Genomic DNA, 18,884 nt, shown 5'->3' on the forward strand with positions numbered 1-18,884 from the left:
GCAGGCTTAAGGCGCGGAGACCGCAACCCAAGTCCCTTCGATAATATTAGCATTTGCGGGAATAAAATCCAAATGGGCTGGAACTCTATCGGCCATGTAACCGTTCAGACCGGTAGCCGATATTTCCTCTTGCGTGTTGAAACCGCGGATTCCTGGCTCAGCGCCAGATTTGGCCGGATGTATCGAAGCCTTCAAAACAGATCAGATGAAGCGACTTGAATACATCCCATTTGATGAAAATTTTTATGAAAATCCGGCCAGAATATTAAACCGCGTCCGATAGAAAGCGCAGTAATAACCACCGGAGGCAATCGCATGAACACTATATTTGCATATACTGTGCGCCGTGAAAGCTTGAAATGGGTTGCCGCTGTTGTCGTTGGACTGTCAGTGTCATTGTGCCTGACGGTCGGCGCCGAAGCCAAGGACACCCGCAAGCAGAACAACGCCACGGTTTCCATTTACCTCGCCAAGTACAAAGCGAATAGTGAAGCTCGCTTCAACAAGCCTGCATCGGCCAGGGTCATCAAGGTATCTGCCTCGCAATATGCGACCGGTACGTCCTATGTGTGCACGCCAAGCGGCTTCGGGCAGAAATCCCGCTGCTTCATTCGCGACTAGAGCATGATCCGACCGGCGTGAAACGGCTTTCGGGAGACGCTCCAAGGCATACCGGCTCGCCAGAACTCGATACTGATCAGCGAGCCGGCATGCTTGCCCGGCGATCATCTCGCCTTGGCTTTCATGATTGCCAGTCCCTTGCTGATACGGTCACCGCGCAGGAGCTTGACTGCCTCATCGGTCGGGCGTGACGGATTGTGGCGAAAGACATACCAACTGCCGCCCAGCGAGCGCTTCTGATAGATGACGCCGTCTTGCTCGCGGTGGAGGAAGCAGGTCGTATCGCTGCTGCCCCCCATCTTGCTGACCCAATAGGCCTGAAGACAGAGCTTGCCGCTGTCGGTTGCATACCAGCGCCCCTGTGCGTACGACCAGGCCCTGCCCTTCTGTGACCAGGCGATGAAACGATGTCTGTCGGCGGAGAAATAGCCGCCGCCATCCTTCCATTTCCATGTTCTACCGGAATAAAGCGCCTCAAGGGCTTCGGCTGATAGTGGCGGCGCTGCAGCAGCTTTGATTGCGGTTGCGTCCTCGGTTTTCTGCTTCGGCGCCGCATCGGCTGCTCCGGCCAGAAGAAGCACAGACAGCGCTGCGCTTATGGTTCTCAAACTGATCGAAAACATTGTCGTGTTCCTGTTCAGACGTTAGAGCATGATCCGACCGGGCTGAGATGAATGCCGGCCGGGCTATGCTTCCAATAAAATCCCGGAGCGCCGATCTGATCGAGACGCAATCGAGCTTTCGGATCAATCAAGCGGATGGTTCGCAACCCTCCAGTCAGGCCGTCCGACACCGCGCGGCCACGGATAGACTTCCCGGTCGTTGAAGTAGACTGTCGCAGTCAGAGCCGGAAATTCGGGCTGCGGCTTGTTGGTCTCCTGTGCCCAGGCGCGGACATAGGTATCGCTTCCCTCATAGCCGAGCTCGGCGATGACAATCGGCTTCTTGAAGCCCACCACCCGGTCGTATCCCGGCTTTGCCCGTTCAACGAAGGTGGATGCGCGTCCGAGTTCCAGCATATCGTAGGTTTCATAGCCGAACACCGACAGGCCGATCACATCGACATAGCCATCGCCCGGATAATAGGCCTCAAGCCCGGCATCTCCCTTCGGCGACCACATATATTTGGCGTTCGGCAGGGACTTCCGGCAAACATTGACGACATGCTGATAGGCGCGGATATAGCTCTGCGCCGACCAATAGGACCAGGTGAACTGGCCCGTCTTGTCGTCCATTTCCTGCGCCCAGCGAATGGTAACAGGACTTTTCAGCTTCGAAGCAGCCGAGCAGACAGCAGCCATGTTCGTATCATAGTGACCACGCACGATGCCGTTCAGGAGATCGTCCGGCGCAACGCGCCAGTCGCGGGCCCATGACCATGGTTCCACTGTGATCAGCAGTTCGCGGCCTCGTTCCTGCGCATAGGTATCCGCTGTCGAAAGGCTCGTCAAATCCACATCTTCCCAGGGAAGGAACAGATGCTCGATGCGGGAATTGGGATCGTTGGTGAAATCCCCGTGCGGATCGTAGGCTCCGAATTTTATGGATTGCGGGGTTATGACCGGGCGTTTGTCGTGGAACATGTTTCGGGTATCGACATTGGCACCCGAAACGCCGCTCGCCGCATAAACAGCGGTTGAAAGCAGTGCGCTGCAGAGAATAGCTGTAGCGATCTTGTATGAGTTTTTCATCGCCGCCTCCTTTATTGTGTAGGCGATTGGGAAACGGGCAACGCCAGATTCAGCGCTCCCGTTTTCGGCGTTAAGGCTTCGATGGATACGAGCTTGCGCGCCTCGTCATTTTTGTTTCCGCCAGCATGGCGGAAGACATACCAGACACCGTCAGGTTCTCGTTTCTGGTAGATCGTCCCATCGGCGACACGGTGGGAGAAACAGGTCTTGTTCGGGAAGACGCCCTGATCCAGATGCCATTTCGCATCGAAGCACATCTGGCCCGCCCAGGTAATCCTCCAGCGGCCTTCAGCCCAGGCCTTGCCCTTTTCGCCCTCGACGCGGGCTGTGAAACGGCGGTTCAAACTTTCCATCCGCCCAGCACCGTCGGCCCACAGCCAGTTCTTGTCGCGATAGAGCAGGTAAAGCTCAGCGGGCGTCATCACGCGAGCGCCGTCAGGCAAGCCGTCCTTGCTGACCGATGCTGCAGTGGCCGGAGCACTCAGCCCGGCAAGCACGACAAAGAACGTCAGAAGGCGTTTGCCCCGATCTGGCCGGGACTGTTGGCCATCACATATCAAATGTTTCATTTGAACCTCCCACGACCTTCAGGTTGCGCGCACCCGCCAAGGGTTCTTGCGATTGACGGGTGCGCGCGTGCGGCAGAACATTTGTTGGTCTTATTTCCTGCCGCTGTTGAACGGGACGGCCGATTGTCGAAATCCGGAAACCCAATTTCTCTGCAATCAGCGGTGAAAAGACATTGCGCAGGTCGATGAGTACCGCTTGCCGCATGGCCTGCTTCACACGGACAAGGTCGAGTTTGCGAATGCTGTCCCATTCGGTCACGACCACGGCTGCATCAGCATTGCCAAGGCAGTCATAGGGATCGTCATGGAACTCAACGTCGCTGAGAAGGCGGCGCGCATTGTCCATCCCGGCGGGATCGTAGGCGTGAATGCTGGCGCCGAAGCGCTGCAAGGTTTCGATGAGCGGAATGGATGGCGCGTCGCGCATATCGTCCGTGTCGGGCTTGAAGGCAAGGCCGAGAACGGCAATCGTCCGTCCCTCGACGCTACCGCCCAGTGCATCCAGCACCTTTAATGCCATACGACGCTTGCGCGCTTCATTGACGGTGACCGTTTCCTCGACAATCCGCAGGGCAATCCCGTGGTCCTGAGCGGTGCGCAGCAGCGCAATCGTATCCTTCGGGAAGCAGGAGCCGCCATAACCCGGCCCTGCATTGAGGAAACTGGTGCCTATGCGCTGATCCAGCCCCATCCCGAGCGCGAGCTCCGTGACATCGCTGCCGACTTCCTCACACAGGTCTGCCAGTTCGTTGATGAAGGTGATCTTGGTGGCAAGAAAGGCATTGGCCGCATATTTGATCAGTTCCGACGTGCGGCGCTGCGTGATGACGATTGGCGTTTTCCGGGCTTCAAGCGGCGGAGTATAAAGCGCAACCAGCGCTGAACGCGCACGTTCATCCTCTACGCCGATGATGACGCGATCAGGCTCGAGGAAATCGCGAATAGCAACACCCTCGCGCAGAAATTCCGGATTGGATGCGACGGAGAAGGTGCCAGGCCTGCGAACAGAGCCGATAATCTTCTGCACGACATCACCTGTGCCGACGGGAACTGTGGACTTGACCACGACAACCGTATTGTCGTCGATCAGCGGCGCAAGTTCGCGAGCGGCCATATAGACAAAGGAAAGATCGGCATCGCCATGGCTGGCGCGCGCCGGTGTGCCAACGGCGATGAAGACAAGCTCCGCGCCCTTGACCGCTTCCGTCAGATTGGTCGTGAAGCTGAGCCGGCCAAAGGCGAAATTGCGTTCAACCAGTTCGTCCAGCCCCGGCTCGTAGATCGGCACGATGCCGCGCTCCAGCCGGACAATCTTCTGGGCATCCTTGTCGACGCAGACCACCTCGTGTCCCCATGCAGCAAAACACGTGCCACTGACCAACCCGACATATCCCGTACCGATGACAGCGATCTTCATAATCGTCGCGCCTTTCCCGCTAGTTCGTTCCGCTAGTCGCATCCGTGCGCCAGCGTGGATTGAAAATTGTCCGGTGGAGATCGCGTCCGCCCACACCGGCACCGGCAACCGAGAAGCGATCGTCAAATATCGTGAAGCTTTTCGTGCCCCAGCTCAGTGCTTCGATGCCGTCGCGTCCGCGTTCGACGGTGGTAACGCCAGTCAGTGCCACCAGCGCGGTAAAGCTGCATGCCAACACTGGTCGATAGAGGCGGCTTGTCATCCGCACATGATTTTCGCGTGTGTGCTGGATCACGATCATCGCCATCAGGAACAGGTAGGAACACGCATTGACGATGGCGAAAATGAAGAAGCCCCGCGTTTCATGGGCATCCCTGACGAAGAGTACCGGCAGGATGGAGAGACCGGAGATCAGCGCATAGGGAGCGATCACCCGCAACGGCACCGGATCGACCTCGGATGAGCCCTTCGGCGTCACACGAAAATCGACAAAGGAACCGGTCAGCCAGTCGCGGAAGGCTGCGAAGGTGCCAGCCAGAGCCCAGGGCCACCGTGCCAGCAGGAACAGCATCGCTTCCCAACTGAAAATCCTGCCGTCGACCGGACGGAATGTCTTGCTCGACCGCCACCAGAATGCCAGCGCCAGGGTCACGAGCGATAGTGGCAAGAAGTGCACCAGGAAGGCGGGATAGGTAACGCTGACGAAATTGTCGCCATAAGCCAGGATCGCTATCGGCAGAATGAATGCCAGCGCCAGAAAGAATGCGTAGAGTGGATACCAGAGCTGCGAGAACAGAAACTGGAACTTCAGGCGCAGCGGCAACCGGCCGATCAGCTTCGGCGTATATTGCAGCAGGATCATCACAAGACTGCGCGACCACTGGAATTCCTGCGTCACGAGATCGGCAAAAGTGCGCGGGCCGTCGCCATGGGCGATGGCGTCCAGCGCATGAACACCGCGCCAGCCATGCGCATTCATGAACAGGGTCGTGGAATGATCCTCGGCCAGTTCCGGCCCAAGGCCGCCGATTTCTTTCAACGCCGCCGTCCGCACGGCATAGTGCGAACCGATGCAGAGCGGGGCAAAGCCACCATTGTAACCGGCCTGCAGCGAGCCATGCATGCTGGCTTCCACATAGAGACGTCCGCGCGCTGACCAGCTTTCATGCGCGTTGCGATCACAAATGCTCGGTGCGGAAACATAACCGATAGCCGGATCGGCGAAAGGCCGCAGGATGTTAAAGAGATAACCCGGTTCAGGCACATGATCGGCATCGAGCTGCGAGACGAAATCATAACGCTCATAGCCATAGTGATCGTAGAAGAAAGCGAGATTGCCTTCCTTGCACCGGGTACGGCGTGGCCAGCTTTGCCGATGATAGTCGGCGCGGCCCTTGCGCGTGGAAACGAACACGCCATGCTCGCGGCACCAGGCGAGCGTCGAGGGCGACGGGTCTTCGTCGGCGAGCCAGGTATCATGCGGTACATCCTGCGCCAACATGGCGCGCAATGTTTCAGCCACTACTTCGAAGGGTTCTGACGGAGCCTTCGTAACGACCATGGCGACGCGGCTTCCCGCAGGAATGCGAAGCGGACCCGTCGGGCGTGCCGCATGGAAGAAGACGGTGATGAAATAAAGCGGCAGGATCGTGATCCAGGCCAGCAGTCCCGTCACCAGAATGAAGCCGAGCAGATGATTGAGCTTGGCGCTGATGAACCACCATTGCCAGAAATAGGCGATGGCGAGGGCCCACAGGACGATGCCCACCACATATTCCACCCGCTTGCGGCCGGTGAAGATGGGCGCCAGCAATGGTTCCATTTCGCCTGTATCGCCATCAATGGCTGGATGAAGCTCGCGCCGTGTCATGTCCGCATCTCCAGACCAAAGAAGGGGGCCGCTGTGCGGATAATCGTGTCGAGATCGGAATGGAGCGTGCGAAAGCCAAGCTTTGCAGCCGCTTCAGCCGGATCGGCATAAAGCACCGGCGGATCGCCTGCCCGGCGCGCACGCATTTCAACAGGCACCTTTCGTCCGGTCAGCCGGTCTATCGCATCCACGATTTGCCTGATGGATGTTCCGCGCCCGGTCCCCAGATTAAGGATGAGATTGTCGCCGCCATCAAGAAGGTGCTCGACTGCAAGCACATGCGCCCGCGCCAGATCGGCCACGTGAATATAATCGCGGATGCAGGTGCCATCCGGCGTATCATAATCGTCGCCGAACACTTCGAGACAGTCCGTCCTCCCTGCCGCAGCCAGCATGGCACGCGGTATCAGATGGGTTTCCGGATCATGTTCTTCGCCCAGTTCGCCATCCAGATCGGCACCGCAGGCATTGAAGTAGCGCAACGCCGCATAGGACATGCCATAGGCTGACGAATAGTCGGCCAGCATATGTTCCGCGATCAGCTTTGTGCGGCCATATGGATTGATCGGTTTCTGCGTTTCGCCTTCGCGGATCGGCAGTACATCAGGAATACCGTAAGTAGCGCAGCTCGATGAGAAGATGACCGGGCGACCGCCTGTCAGGCGGCTGGCCTCCAGAACGGACTGGATGCCGCCGACATTGTTGCGATAATATTTTGCGGGGTCCGTGACAGATTCACCCACATAGGCCGATGCCGCAAAATGGATAATGGCTGCCGGATCAAAGGTCCTGATTGCAGCAATGAGCTGTTCTTGCGAAAGCGTGTCGCCTTCGACAAAATCACCCCAGCGCACGGAAGACCTGTGACCGGTCGACAGGTTGTCATAGACGACCGGCGAAAATCCGCTCTTATGCAAAAGCTTGGCCGTATGGCTGCCAATGAAGCCCGCGCCACCGGTAACGAGTATGTTCCGCCGAGTCATCTCGCCACCTCGAAAAGCTCACCCGAGGGTCTGGCCAACTGGCGTTCGAAATAGGCGATCGTCTGCTTCAGCCCTTCGACAAGTGCTATCTGTGGTTCCCAGCCAAGCTCGCGCTTTGCCAGCATGATGTCGGGACGCCGCTGACGTGGATCGTCGGTGGGCAGCGGACGATAGACAATGCGCGACGCCGAACCGGTCAGCGCAATGATCTGCTCGGCCAGCTCGCGGACAGTGAATTCTCCCGGATTGCCGAGATTTACGGGCTTCTGAATCTGGCTGTTCATCAACCGGCTGAAACCTTCGATAAGATCATCGACATAGCAGAAGGAACGGGTTTGCGAGCCGTCGCCATAGATGGTGATTTCTTCGCCCTTGAGGGCCTGTACGATGAAGTTCGACACGACACGACCATCGTCGGGCCGCATGCGCGGGCCATAGGTATTGAAGATGCGCACGATACGGATATCGACGCCATACTGCTTGTGAAAATCGTAAAACAGCGTTTCGGCTGAGCGCTTGCCTTCGTCATAGCACGACCGGGGACCGAAGGAGTTTACATTGCCCCAATAGGCTTCCGGTTGCGGATGCGTTTGCGGATCGCCATACACTTCCGACGTCGAAGCCTGAAAAATCCGGGCCTGATAATGCGCTGCCAGCTCAAGCAAATTGAGCGAGCCCATGACGCTCGTCTTCATCGTGTGAACCGGATCGGCCTGATAGTGCGGCGGCGATGCTGGGCAGGCCAGATTGTAGATCTCGTCTACAGGCAGATCGATCGGATGGACAATATCGTGGCGCACAAAGCTGAACGTGTCATAACGCAGCAGATTGCGGATGTTCTCGAGCCGTCCCGTCGAAAAATTATCGACACAAATGACGAAGTTTCCTTCATTCAGAAGACGCTCGCAAAGATGAGAACCGAGAAATCCTGCGCCGCCTGCTACGAGAATACGCCGTGTTGCCATGCGATCCGCAGATATACCCAATGATCTAAAGTTTATACTCACGAGATCCTCCAACGCTAATACTTCACTTGCGCTATCTGGTAAAATTCAAAGCAATTCCGTCCGCGCGTTCGAATTGAAGCGCACTGGTCAATGTTTCTTTGCTTGCTTTACTAGATGATTGAAGATAGCGGCGCCGGAGACATGAGTCGTTAGCGTAGAATCCGGAATCTTATCCTTGCGTCCATTTTTGACGCCATGCAGTACCAGTCGCTGACGAAGCTATTCACAAGGTTTGATATGAATTGGCTTTTCCGCGGCCTTGCCCAGCTCGATACATTGTTGCCCTGAGCAGAACGTCCAGCCCCCGCCTGTCTTGCCGGAGGCGGCGAGGACGATTTCCCGACGTGGAGGAATGGCTGGGTGATAGACATACCAGCCATTCTTGAGAACAGCATCTGCAGGCGGGTCCATGCCGGCGCCGGAACCTTTGATGCGCGCCTCGGACAAGACCAGTCCCTGCGGCGTAACATTCCAGGACTCCTGCCACGGCACTTTCTCAACGCTGTGCGTCCATGAGAGAAGAAAGCTTGTGGCGGCGATTTTGAGCGCGCCGCCAGCCGTTGCAATGCAGACTGCCATCAACCTGATGACGCGACGACGGAAGGTCGCGATCTCCAGAAATGCCACACCAGAAAGGCCGCACAGGCCGCAAAGCCGAGCTCATCGCTAAAGGGATAGGTGGCGAGCATCAGGGCAATGGCAATGAAAGCCCACATTCGTTCCCACATGTTCAGCGGTGTTCGAAGATGGCCGATGGCGGCCGCCCCCCAAAGCAGAATGCTGAGCAGCGCCTTGATGAACATATAGACGAAGGCTGGCCAGAAACCGAATTTTTCGGAAAGAGGCCCGCCCTCCTGAAGCATGATAACCGGCTCGTACACTGCCATGAAGGGCACTGCAAAACCCGCAACCGCGATCCGGATCGCCTGCATGCCGATCTTCATACCGGACTCTCGCGCAATCGGCGCCGCAGCAAAAGCTGCGAGCGCGACAGGCGGAGTGAGGTCGGCCATGATGCCAAAATAAAAGACGAACATATGCGACACCAGCAGCGGCACTTCGAGGTGAAGGAGCGCCGGTCCAGCTATCGAGGATGTGATGATGTAATTTGGAATGGTCGGAATGCCCATGCCGAGCACGAGACAGGCCAGCATGGTCAATACCAGCGAGAAGAAGAGCGAGTTTTCTCCAACACTGACGATCACGCGTGCGAAAGTTGATCCGGCACCAGTCAGCGCCAGAATGCCGATGATGACGCCAACCAGCGCACAGGCGATGCCCACGGGCAGCGCATTCTTGGCGCCTTCCGCGAGGCTTTCGAGGCAAAGATTCAGCGTTTCGCGTCCGCCGCGCACCAGAAAATTTATCGCGACCAACAGCGCAACGAGGCAGATGATCAGTGTGATGCCGCGCAGGACATAGCCGAATATATTGAAGGTGGTGCCGAAAGCCGCAGCCGACATGACGCCGAGTGCGACCCAGAACAGCACGCGCAGCGGCATCGACATGGAGCCGGAAACCGGCACACCGAGGATGATGAGCGCGGTCAGGCTGAGGCCAACCGTGCCTGCAAAAAGTGGCGTATAGCCCGAGAAAAGCAGCCATACCAATGCGACCAGCGGCAGAACCAGAAACCAGCGTTTTCGGATTGCTTCAAGCGCACTTGGCATTTCGCTTTTATTGAGGCCCTTCATCTTGAGACGACGCGCTTCAAGATCCACCATCACGAAGACAGTTATGAAGTAGAGAATTGCGGGAACGATTGCCGCCTTGACGATCTCGACATAGGGCAGGCCGAGCGTTTCAGCCATGATAAAGGCAACCGCGCCCATGACCGGGGGCATGATCTGGCCGCCCATCGAGGCCACCGCTTCGACACCACCGGCAAAGGCCGGGCGAAAGCCGGAACGCTTCATGAGCGGAATGGTGAACGCGCCTGTCGTTACGACATTGGCGACACCGGAACCGTTGATCGTCCCCATGAGTGCGGACGAGATTACCGAAACTTTTGCTGGCCCGCCCCGCGATGCGCCGACCGTTCCCATGGCAATGTCGTTGAAGAGCTGGATCATGCCAGCGCGTTCGAGAAATGCCCCGAACAGGATGAAAAGGAAAATATAACTCGACGAGACATAGATCGGCGTGCCGTAAATTCCCTCTGTTCCCAGAAAGAGAACCTCGATCACCTGCTCGAAATCATATCCGCGATGATTGAATGGATGCGGCAGATATTGCCCGAACAGACCGTAAGCCAAAAAGATCGCGCAGATGAGCGGCAAGGTCCAGCCCATCATCTTTTTGCCCGCCCAGAAGACGAGACCGACCACGAGAATGCCGATCACAATATCGAGCGTATTGGGTTCGCCAGCCCGGATCACCAGATCTTCGTAGAAAATCCAGTGGTAAAGACTGAGCGCGAAAGCGACAATGGCGGCCAGCCAGAAAGCCGCTCGTTTGGCAGCGACCGTACTCGCATTGGCATAAAGGCCGAAGAGCAGCAGAAGCAGAAATCCGACATGGATGGAGCGGACCACCTGGCTTGGCAATGGTGAATAGGCAGAAGTCCAAAGCTGGAAAACCGAAAAAGCCACGGCGATGGCAAACAGGATTTTTGCGCCTGCGCCGGCACCCCAGGCGGGAATATGCTCAGCCGATTCAACGGCGCTGTTCTCGCTCTGCGTCATGAACGAACCTTCATCAGATTATGCAAGTTGAAATGAACAGTTACGGGAGCGATCCGATTGGCAGGGATCGAGCGCCGTCGGCCGGGAAAGGACGATACCCGTGAAATGTCACTCGGATATCGTCCGCCGGGCAGGATTGCTGCCAGCCTATTCGATGCCTTTTTCCTTATAGTAACGCAGCGCGCCGGGATGAACCGGGACAGGTGACACTATGGTGCTTTTGTCGAGCTTGATTGCCTTCGCCGATGAATGGGCGGCAGTCAACTGGTCGAGATTCTCGAATAGCCCCTTGGTCATCTGGTAGACCAGTTCCTCATCCATATCGGGACGAACGATCAGATAGTTGATCACGGAAGCCGTTACGACATCCTTATCCTGCCCGCTATAGGTATCCGCCGGGATCGTGTTGACCTGATAGGGCGCGCCGATCTTCTCGATAACGTCTGCCGGAACCTCAACAACGTTGATGTCCACCGAATTGGCAAGATCACGCAGCGAGGCAACGCCGAGCCCGGAGGATTGCAAGGTTGCATCCAGTTGGCGGTTTTTCATGAGTTCGACAGATTCTGCAAAGGGCAGATACTCGATCTTGCCCAGGTCGTCATAGGAAAGCCCGGCGGCCTCCAGAATGGTTCGCGCATTCAGTTCGGTCCCGGATTTCGGTGCGCCGACGGAAAGCCGCTTTCCCTTGAGATCGGCCAATGTCTTGATGCCGGATTCCTTGGAGGCGACGATCTGAACATAATTCGGATAGATCGCTGCAAGGGTGCTCAGATTGGTGAGCTTCTTTTTAAAACCGGCTGCTTCATTTCCTTCATAGGCATCGCGCAGGGAGTCGCCCAGCGTGAACGCTACCTCGCCACGGCCGCTGTTGATGAGGTTGATATTCTCAATGGAAGCTTTTGTCGCCTGCACAGAAGGGCGCACGTCGGGAATGCCCGAATAGATTTTTTCCATCGCAACGCCCAGCGGATAGTAGACGCCGCTGGTACCGCCGGTCAGAATATTTACAAATTCCTCAGCTTTCGCTTGTGCCGCACCCCAAACCAGCCCAAGCGCAGTCGCCAGAGAAACAGTTGTTTTCCGATTAAAGATCTGCATATTTCCTCCTCACTCCAATAGATTTTGCCGTAGCGCAAGCACCACAGCTAAGCGGGGAGCGTTTGCAAATCACTTCCCTCACCCACATTCCGGAATGTCCTCCCACGGAACTGCGGAAACGCTATCGCATTCTGGAAAAAATCCCAAATGTTTTTGGTCGCTAAAACATCCTCTGTATAATTCTTCAATTTCTGTTGCGCATTCATTGAGGATGACAAGTCTTTTCGACCATTTTGCATACAAGCAACAAATGAAATCAGGTGAATGGCACAATAGCATCGCAACGCGTATGGCGTTGCTTTCAAAAGTCGAGCCGCTCTGATTTGATCAGATCGAAACGCGCTCTAGAACATTTCCTGTTTTGATTGAATCATTGAAAATGCTCTATCTGTTTGTTTTTAGGTATGTCTTTATCTCGAAGCCGGTTCCCGCTTTCGGGAGACATGCTCTAGCGCAGAATATCCGACAGACGCTTCTGCTCTTTATCGACACGCTCAAGGTTGAGGCCCGCCAGCAGATCGAGAATATGGGTCTTCATCAAGACCGCAGCCTCGTCGCTCTTGTGCTTTTCAATCGCATCGACCAGCGCGTGATGCGCGTCGCACTGGCAGGTTGTCTCGCGTCGTTCCCAATAGAGCGAGATGATGAGCGAGGAACGCGGCAGCAGGTCGCCAACAAAACCCGCCAGAATCGAATGCCCTGAAATCTCGGCCAGATGGGTATGAAAAAGCGCCGACAGCATGATAGCCTCGCTGTCGCGCCCGGCATGGAGCGCCTCGTGCTCATCATGGAGATGTTGGCGCAACTGCCTGACCTGCTTGGGCTTGATGACCTTCGCCGCAAGGGAAGCCACCTCCGGCTCGATCAGCAACCGCGCCTCAAACACTTCGCGCGCTTCTTCGCGTGACGGCTCGGCAACGAAGGCACCCCGATTGGGTTCCAGACGCACAAGCCTGTCATGGGCCAGCGCCTGCAGGGCCGAGCGCACGAAAGCACGGCTGACGGAATAGATCGTCGCCAGCTCGTCCTCCGGGAGCTTGGTGCCCGGAAGCAGACGATGGCTGACAACCGCATCGCGCAAACCGTTATAGACCGGAAGCCAGCGGAGATTCCCGCCGCCGTTTTGGTCTGTGATGTTCGTCTCAGCCAGGGTCATTGTCATCCAGTAGAAGCTATACAAATGGCCGATGCGATCAGGCGACACAGCATCCGCACATCCAAGTTTTTGCTCGCTTACATATCGAACACAGGTCCCACGAGTGTCAACAATTTCGCCAGCTTTGATGCACAAACTTCATTGAAATCATTCGATGACGTGCACTTTCAGATCAATTCCAACACCATTCGTCAGCTTCGCGGCGAAAAAGATTCAAAAATACCTTGAAAGCCCTTCATTCGCGGCAACTGATAGCCTCCGAGTTTCGATGTTTTCAAGCCAAGTCCCACGAGGCTTTCGCACAATTTCACCGCACAGGTCACGCCGTCGATAACCGGCAGGCCGTGCTCTCTCGAAAGGGAAGCGGCAAGGTCGGCCATGCCTGCGCAACCAAGCACAATCGCTTCGGCATGGTCTTCCCGGATCGCCTTCGCGATCTCGTTCGAGACCTTGTTGCGGGCGTCAGATCCCGGAATTTCGAGGTCGAGCACTGCCACATCGCTGGCCCGAACACGGGCGCAGCGTGATATGAGCCCATAGCGGGAGAGGTTATGCTCGATGGCCGGCACCGAACGCGACAATGTGGTGACGACGCTGAACTTTCCGGCAATCAGGCTTGCCAGGTGAAAGGCCGCCTCGCCGATACCGATCACCGGCATGGTTCCGGCACAGCGTGCAGCATCAAGGCCAGTATCGTCGAAACAGGCAATGACGCAGGCATCGGCGGTCGGGCGCTTCTGCATTTCCCCGATCATGCCGGGAATGGCAAAAACCTCGTCGAAATATCCTTCGATGCTCGGCGGACCATCAAGCGGATTGGTCGCGATGATTGTCGTACCGGCACCAGCCACGCTGCGCGCAGCCTCACCGATCTTGTGCGTCATCGATGCAGTCGTATTGGGGTTGATGACAAGTATTTCCATTTTTCCTCGAACCATCGAAATGTTTGTTTTCGTTCTGGATGGTCCAGAGCGTCCTTTGGGGGACGCCCTGCCTAGTCGCAGCTCAGGCGGTCAGATCTCCCCGCCCAGATAGAGTTTCTTGACCCGGTCGTCCGTCGCCAGTTCTTGAGAATTGCCGGACAGGACAATCTTTCCGGTCGTCAGGGCATAAGCGCGCTGCGAGATGCGGAGCGCCATACGCGAATTTTGCTCGACCAGAAGAACGCTCACCTTTTCGTCGCGATTGATGGCAACGATTGAACGGGCGATGTCCTGCACCAGCTTGGGCGCGACCCCGAGAGACGGCTCGTCCAGCAGCAGGAGCTTCGGCTTGGCCATGAGCGCACGCCCGATGACCAGCATCTGCTGCTCCCCGCCGCTCATCGTGCCTGCGGCCTGCGAATAGCGCTCTTTCAGGCGTGGGAATCGTCCCAGAACCATCTCCAGCGTGTTGGCGATATCCGCCTTGCTGGAACGGGTAAACGCTCCCATCATCAGATTGTCGCGCACACTCATATAGGGAAAGACGCGACGGCCTTCCGGCACCATGGCAATCCCCATCCTGACGATCTCGTCCGACCGGGTGCCGTCGATCCGGCGGCCCTCGTAATGGATTTCGCCCTTGCGGATTTTTTTCAGTCCCGTGATCGCCCGCAGGATCGAAGATTTTCCTGCACCATTGGCACCGATCAGCGCAACCGTCTCCCCTTCCTGAACGCTCAGGGAAACACCTTTCAGCGCATAGACGTGATCGTAATAGAGTTCGGCATCGGAAACTTTGAGAAGCTCTGCCATGGTCAGTATCCAATCGTTTCGTCTTCTGCGCCGAGATAGGCTTCGATCACCTTCTCGTTCTCCTGGATTTGCTTCGGCGTTCCTTCCGCGATCTTCTGCCCGAAATTGATGACGACGATCCTGTCGGAAATATTCATCACCGCCGGCATGTCGTGCTCCACCAACAGCACCGTGACACCCCGGTCACGGACCGCCCGCACCATTTCCACCGCCTTGACGGTTTCGTCGTGGTTCATTCCGGCAAAAGGTTCATCCAGAAGCAGGATCTTCGGTTCCGTGGCGAGACCGATGGCAATGCCGAGCGCACGCAGATGGCCATGCGGCAGGTTCTGTGCAACTTCGTCCCGCTGCTTCCACAGGCCCAGAAACTGCAGGATTTCATCGGCGGAACGCCCGAATTCTTCCTGATCCCGACGGGCAAGGTTTGAACCCACATAACAACCGAGGAAACTCGCCTTGGCACGCAGATGGTGACCGACAATCACATTGTCGCGCACCGTCATGCCCTTGAAGATCGTCGTTTCCTGGAAAGTGCGCACCACGCCCTTTCGTGCCACGATATGCGGTGCCAGACCCGAAATGCGCTCACCCTTGAAGCGGACCTCGCCGGTCGTGGGATTGAGGAACGAGGCGATCAGCTTGAACAGCGTGGACTTGCCCGCGCCGTTCGGCCCGATGACCGACAGGATTTCCTTTTCACGCACCGAAAAGGAGACATCGTTGACCGCCACCAGTCCGCCGAAACGTTTGGTCAGGTTTTTGACTTCCAGAAGCTCGCTCATGATCCTGCTCCCTTCTTTCCGGTCAGTCTGAGGCTGAGAAGCCCGTTCGGCAGGAACAGCATCAGGATGATGAGGACGCTGGAGAATATGAGAAGCTGGAACTTGCCGGTCTGGAACAGGAAGTCCCAGCCGAAATAGAGGACGAAGGTTCCGACGATCGGGCCAAACACATAACCAAGCCCGCCAAGGAAGCAGTTGAGCATGAAATTGACCGAGTCAGTGACTGTGAAGCTCGACGGGTAGATCGACTGCGAGATCGCAACGAACATCGCGCCGCCAAGTCCGCCGAGGAAGGACGAGATCGCATAGGCCAGCACACGCAGATTGGTGATGTTGACGCCAATAGACGAGGCAAGTTCCTCATTTTGCTGCAGCGACTGGCAAAGGCCGCCGATACGCGAATGGATGAGACGGTAAAGCCCCGCAAAGCAAAGCACCATCAGTACTATGGACACAAAATAGAAGGCCGCGCGCGGGTTCTGCAATGTTGCGAAATCCGGCAGGATAGTCAGGCCGAACAGCGATATACCGCCCGGCATCGGAATGCTGACCATGCCCTTGGCGCCGTTGGTGATGGGCAGCGCCATGGCCAGAAGACGGACAACTTCAGTCAGAACCAGTGTGACCATGGCGAAATAAACGCCGCGAAGCCGCAGGATCGGCAAGCCGATCAGGATGCTGGCGAAAGCGCAAAACAGCCCGGCAATGGGCAGCGTCAGCCAGAAGGAAACGCCATATTTCACCATCAGGATCGCCGAGACATAGCCACCCATGAGAGCATAGGCACCCTGGCCGATATTGATACGACCGATATAGAAGGTGAGCCACACACCGCTGCTGGCGATGGAGAGAAGCGCCACCGAAGTGAGCGTATAGTAAAGGTCGTGCCGTCCGGTCGTCTCGATCAAGACCGGAATACCGATGAAGATCAGGGCCAGAAAGGCAGCAACGCCGATAAGCTTTGTTGTGTTTGTCATGATTGCCCCCTCAACCCCACGGCTTGCCCATCAGCCCATTCGGACGGATGCTCAGGAACACCATCAATGCGGCGAAGATGACGAGATAGGTGATGTCGCCATAGGAGCGCAGCACCGTCAGGCCGACGGATTCCATCATGCCGAGGATGAAGCCACCGGCAATCGCGCCGCTGACGACGCCGGCGCCGCCGATCATCACCATCATGAAGGCTTTGATGGAAATGGCGCCGCCAATGCCGGAATTGACACCGGTAATAGCGACCAGCAATCCACCGACCAGCCCCGCAAGCATTGCCCCCAGCGCGAAGCCTATCATGGAATAACGGTCGACATTCACGCCCATCAACTGCGCGGCCACGCGGTCTTGGGCAAGCGCGCGCATCGCGCGACCGGGTTTTGTGTACTGCATAAAGAGAACGAAGGCTGCGATGAACACCACCGCAAGCACACCGATCAGGATGCGGTCATAAGGCATGATCAGCCAGTCGGACACGAAGACGCCATTGACGATCTTCGGCACGCCGCGCTGTTTTTCGCCGAACAGAAGCAGGATGACGGCATCAAGGAAAAAGGCGATAGCGGCTGCGAGCAACATCGTGCTTTCATCGCGCAGACTTCGCTTGATGACCGGTCTGAAGAGAAACTTTTCAATCAGCGCACCGACGATCATCAATGTGACGGCGGAGGCCAGAAGAGCGACAACAAACGGCAGGCCGAGCTGCCCGTAAACCGTATAGGTGACGAAGCCGCCCAGCACATACATCTGGCCGTGCGCAAAATTGAGGACGTTCATGAGCGCGAAGATCAGCGTCAGTCCCAACGCGATCAATGCATATTGCGCACCCAGATATAGCCCATTGGCTATCACTTGTTCCATGAAGGCAAACTCCCTCGTGCGAAGTGTCAGGCAAGCTCAAAGGCAAGCCCGAAACTCCGTAACAGTTCCTGACGATTGGGAGGCTCGAAGCGGAAATATTCCTGCTCCGCTTCGGGCTGTTCAGGCCTGCTGGCTAATCGACCTGGCCGACGAAAAGCGTTTCGAACTTGCCGTCCTTGTATTCTGTCACAACCATCGGAATGCCGATCTGGCGCTTCTGCGTGAAAGAAGAGGTGCCGACATAGGTCAGCTTGGAACCGTCGCCATCACCCTTGACGAAAGGATTGGGTGCAGAGAATGCGTCCATCGTCTTCTTGAATTCCTCGACATTGTCGATAGCCGCCGGATTGGCCTTGATTGTTTCGACGATATATTCGAGTGCATAGACCTTGGTGTTGGACTCGTCGTTATATTCTCCATAGGCCTTGGTATAACGGTCGACAAATTCCTTCATGGTGTCAGATGCGATTTCCGGCGTGGAAGCGCCGCCGACCGAGATGAAACCATTGGCGAGTTCGCCTGCGCCTTCTTCCAGAACCTTGGCATCCTGTGCAGTTTCGGTGGAAATGAAGCCCTGATAGCCAAGCTCGCGCGCAGCGCGGATGAGCAGCGGCGCATTGCCCGGCGCAACGCCCGACAGCACCAGCAGGTCCGGCTTCTGCATGACGATCGGCGTCAGAACAGGTGTGAAGTCGCGCGTGTCATTCTGATAGGCATCGTTGGTCGAAACCACTTCGAGACCAAGCGCCTTGGCCGCCTCGATGCCGCTGTCGCGCTGGCTGAGCGGATCGGATTCATTGGCCGCCACGAAGGCCACCGTCTTGATGCCTTTGTTTTCCTTGAGATATTTATAGATCGCCGGTCCTGACTGGTAGTTGGCGATCATGCCGAGAACAGCATTGGATGCCGGCGGCGTATAGAGTTCCTTCGGGAAGGAATAAGGGAAATAGATGATGCCCTTGGCTTCCGCGACCGGACGGACGGCAGCAGCGCCGTCATCGACATTCGGACCAACCACGTAATGGACGCCTTCCTGAGCCATCTTTTCCATACCGGCGATGGCGCGCTTCGGGTCCTTCTGGTCGTCGAAGGTAACCACCTTGATCTTGTAGGTGTCATCGCCGATCTTTACGCCGCCCTGCTCGTTGAGCCAGTCGGCGCGAACCTGCATCGAACGGACATTGGATGTGCCCCAGGCCGCCGCAGGGCCGCTGGTGACACCGACGAAACCGATCTTCAACTCCTTGTCCGCAGCCTGGGAGGCCGATGCGGACATGAGCGCAAATATAGAAACGGCGCCTAGCGCCGCAGTCTTAACAACTGCGCGTCTATTGATCATTTTAGTTCCCCTTAATTAGCTTCACCTTTCCCTCATTTGGCGGAGAAAGGATGTATTAAGCTAAACACGCACTC

The 18,884-nt window shown here is 56.7% G+C and carries 18 protein-coding genes; 1 reads left to right on the top strand and 17 read right to left on the bottom strand.

Going from position 1 to position 18,884, the window contains the following annotated elements:
* The first annotated feature begins 315 nt into the window (after window positions 1-315).
* A complete protein-coding gene (locus tag ACYSN1_RS13850; RefSeq protein ID WP_461726213.1) occupies window positions 316-621 on the top strand; it encodes a hypothetical protein in 306 nt (101 codons plus the stop codon).
* Window positions 622-725: 104 nt separating this feature from the next.
* Here the strand turns inward: ACYSN1_RS13850 and ACYSN1_RS13855 are convergent, their stop codons facing one another.
* The 17 genes from ACYSN1_RS13855 to ACYSN1_RS13935 all read right to left on the bottom strand — a co-directional run bounded on the left by ACYSN1_RS13855 (window position 726) and on the right by ACYSN1_RS13935 (window position 18,810).
* Window positions 726-1,244, bottom strand: a complete 519-nt coding sequence (locus tag ACYSN1_RS13855) for a DUF995 domain-containing protein (RefSeq protein WP_461726214.1) — start codon at window positions 1,242-1,244, stop codon at window positions 726-728.
* Between the two features lie 123 nt (window positions 1,245-1,367).
* Window positions 1,368-2,312 carry a glycoside hydrolase family 26 protein gene (locus tag ACYSN1_RS13860; protein ID WP_461726215.1) on the bottom strand — a complete coding sequence of 315 codons (945 nt, stop codon included), beginning with the start codon at window positions 2,310-2,312 and terminating at the stop codon, window positions 1,368-1,370.
* Window positions 2,313-2,323: 11 nt separating this feature from the next.
* Complete coding sequence (locus ACYSN1_RS13865; protein ID WP_461726216.1) at window positions 2,324-2,881, bottom strand: DUF995 domain-containing protein; 558 nt, start codon at window positions 2,879-2,881, stop codon at window positions 2,324-2,326.
* A complete protein-coding gene (locus ACYSN1_RS13870; protein WP_461726217.1) occupies window positions 2,862-4,298 on the bottom strand; it encodes a UDP-glucose dehydrogenase family protein in 1,437 nt (478 codons plus the stop codon). The genes ACYSN1_RS13865 and ACYSN1_RS13870 overlap by 20 nt, the downstream gene beginning before the upstream one ends.
* Before the next feature lie 19 nt (window positions 4,299-4,317).
* A complete protein-coding gene (locus ACYSN1_RS13875) occupies window positions 4,318-6,120 on the bottom strand; it encodes a glycosyltransferase family 2 protein (RefSeq protein WP_461726299.1) in 1,803 nt (600 codons plus the stop codon).
* 44 nt (window positions 6,121-6,164) lie between these two features.
* Window positions 6,165-7,151 (bottom strand): UDP-glucose 4-epimerase GalE, encoded by a 987-nt coding sequence (gene galE, locus ACYSN1_RS13880; RefSeq protein ID WP_461726218.1) that lies wholly within the window; start codon window positions 7,149-7,151, stop codon window positions 6,165-6,167.
* A complete protein-coding gene (locus tag ACYSN1_RS13885) occupies window positions 7,148-8,116 on the bottom strand; it encodes a UDP-glucuronic acid decarboxylase family protein (protein ID WP_461726300.1) in 969 nt (322 codons plus the stop codon). The genes galE and ACYSN1_RS13885 overlap by 4 nt, the downstream gene beginning before the upstream one ends.
* A 261-nt stretch (window positions 8,117-8,377) precedes the next feature.
* Window positions 8,378-8,737, bottom strand: coding sequence for a DUF1850 domain-containing protein (locus tag ACYSN1_RS13890; protein ID WP_461726219.1), 360 nt, complete (start codon window positions 8,735-8,737; stop codon window positions 8,378-8,380).
* Window positions 8,737-10,842 carry a TRAP transporter permease gene (locus tag ACYSN1_RS13895; RefSeq protein WP_461726220.1) on the bottom strand — a complete coding sequence of 702 codons (2,106 nt, stop codon included), beginning with the start codon at window positions 10,840-10,842 and terminating at the stop codon, window positions 8,737-8,739. The genes ACYSN1_RS13890 and ACYSN1_RS13895 overlap by 1 nt, the downstream gene beginning before the upstream one ends.
* A 147-nt stretch (window positions 10,843-10,989) precedes the next feature.
* Window positions 10,990-11,943 (bottom strand): TAXI family TRAP transporter solute-binding subunit, encoded by a 954-nt coding sequence (locus ACYSN1_RS13900; RefSeq protein ID WP_105544995.1) that lies wholly within the window; start codon window positions 11,941-11,943, stop codon window positions 10,990-10,992.
* A gap of 448 nt (window positions 11,944-12,391) precedes the next feature.
* On the bottom strand, window positions 12,392-13,099 hold the full coding sequence (locus tag ACYSN1_RS13905) for a GntR family transcriptional regulator (RefSeq protein WP_461726221.1): 708 nt from the start codon (window positions 13,097-13,099) through the stop codon (window positions 12,392-12,394).
* Window positions 13,100-13,290: 191 nt separating this feature from the next.
* Window positions 13,291-14,022 carry an aspartate/glutamate racemase family protein gene (locus tag ACYSN1_RS13910; protein ID WP_461726222.1) on the bottom strand — a complete coding sequence of 244 codons (732 nt, stop codon included), beginning with the start codon at window positions 14,020-14,022 and terminating at the stop codon, window positions 13,291-13,293.
* 90 nt (window positions 14,023-14,112) lie between these two features.
* Window positions 14,113-14,835 (bottom strand): ABC transporter ATP-binding protein, encoded by a 723-nt coding sequence (locus tag ACYSN1_RS13915; protein WP_461726223.1) that lies wholly within the window; start codon window positions 14,833-14,835, stop codon window positions 14,113-14,115.
* A gap of 2 nt (window positions 14,836-14,837) precedes the next feature.
* Window positions 14,838-15,617 (bottom strand): ABC transporter ATP-binding protein, encoded by a 780-nt coding sequence (locus tag ACYSN1_RS13920; protein ID WP_461726224.1) that lies wholly within the window; start codon window positions 15,615-15,617, stop codon window positions 14,838-14,840.
* Window positions 15,614-16,594: a branched-chain amino acid ABC transporter permease gene (locus ACYSN1_RS13925; protein ID WP_461726225.1), complete on the bottom strand. Its 981-nt coding sequence runs from the start codon at window positions 16,592-16,594 to the stop codon at window positions 15,614-15,616. Before ACYSN1_RS13925 ends, ACYSN1_RS13920 begins: the two co-directional genes overlap by 4 nt.
* A gap of 10 nt (window positions 16,595-16,604) precedes the next feature.
* Window positions 16,605-17,471, bottom strand: a complete 867-nt coding sequence (locus ACYSN1_RS13930) for a branched-chain amino acid ABC transporter permease (protein WP_105545289.1) — start codon at window positions 17,469-17,471, stop codon at window positions 16,605-16,607.
* Between the two features lie 133 nt (window positions 17,472-17,604).
* On the bottom strand, window positions 17,605-18,810 hold the full coding sequence (locus ACYSN1_RS13935; protein WP_140020810.1) for an ABC transporter substrate-binding protein: 1,206 nt from the start codon (window positions 18,808-18,810) through the stop codon (window positions 17,605-17,607).
* Window positions 18,811-18,884 lie beyond the last annotated feature (74 nt).

It is taken from the genome of Brucella sp. LJL56, from assembly GCF_054871705.1.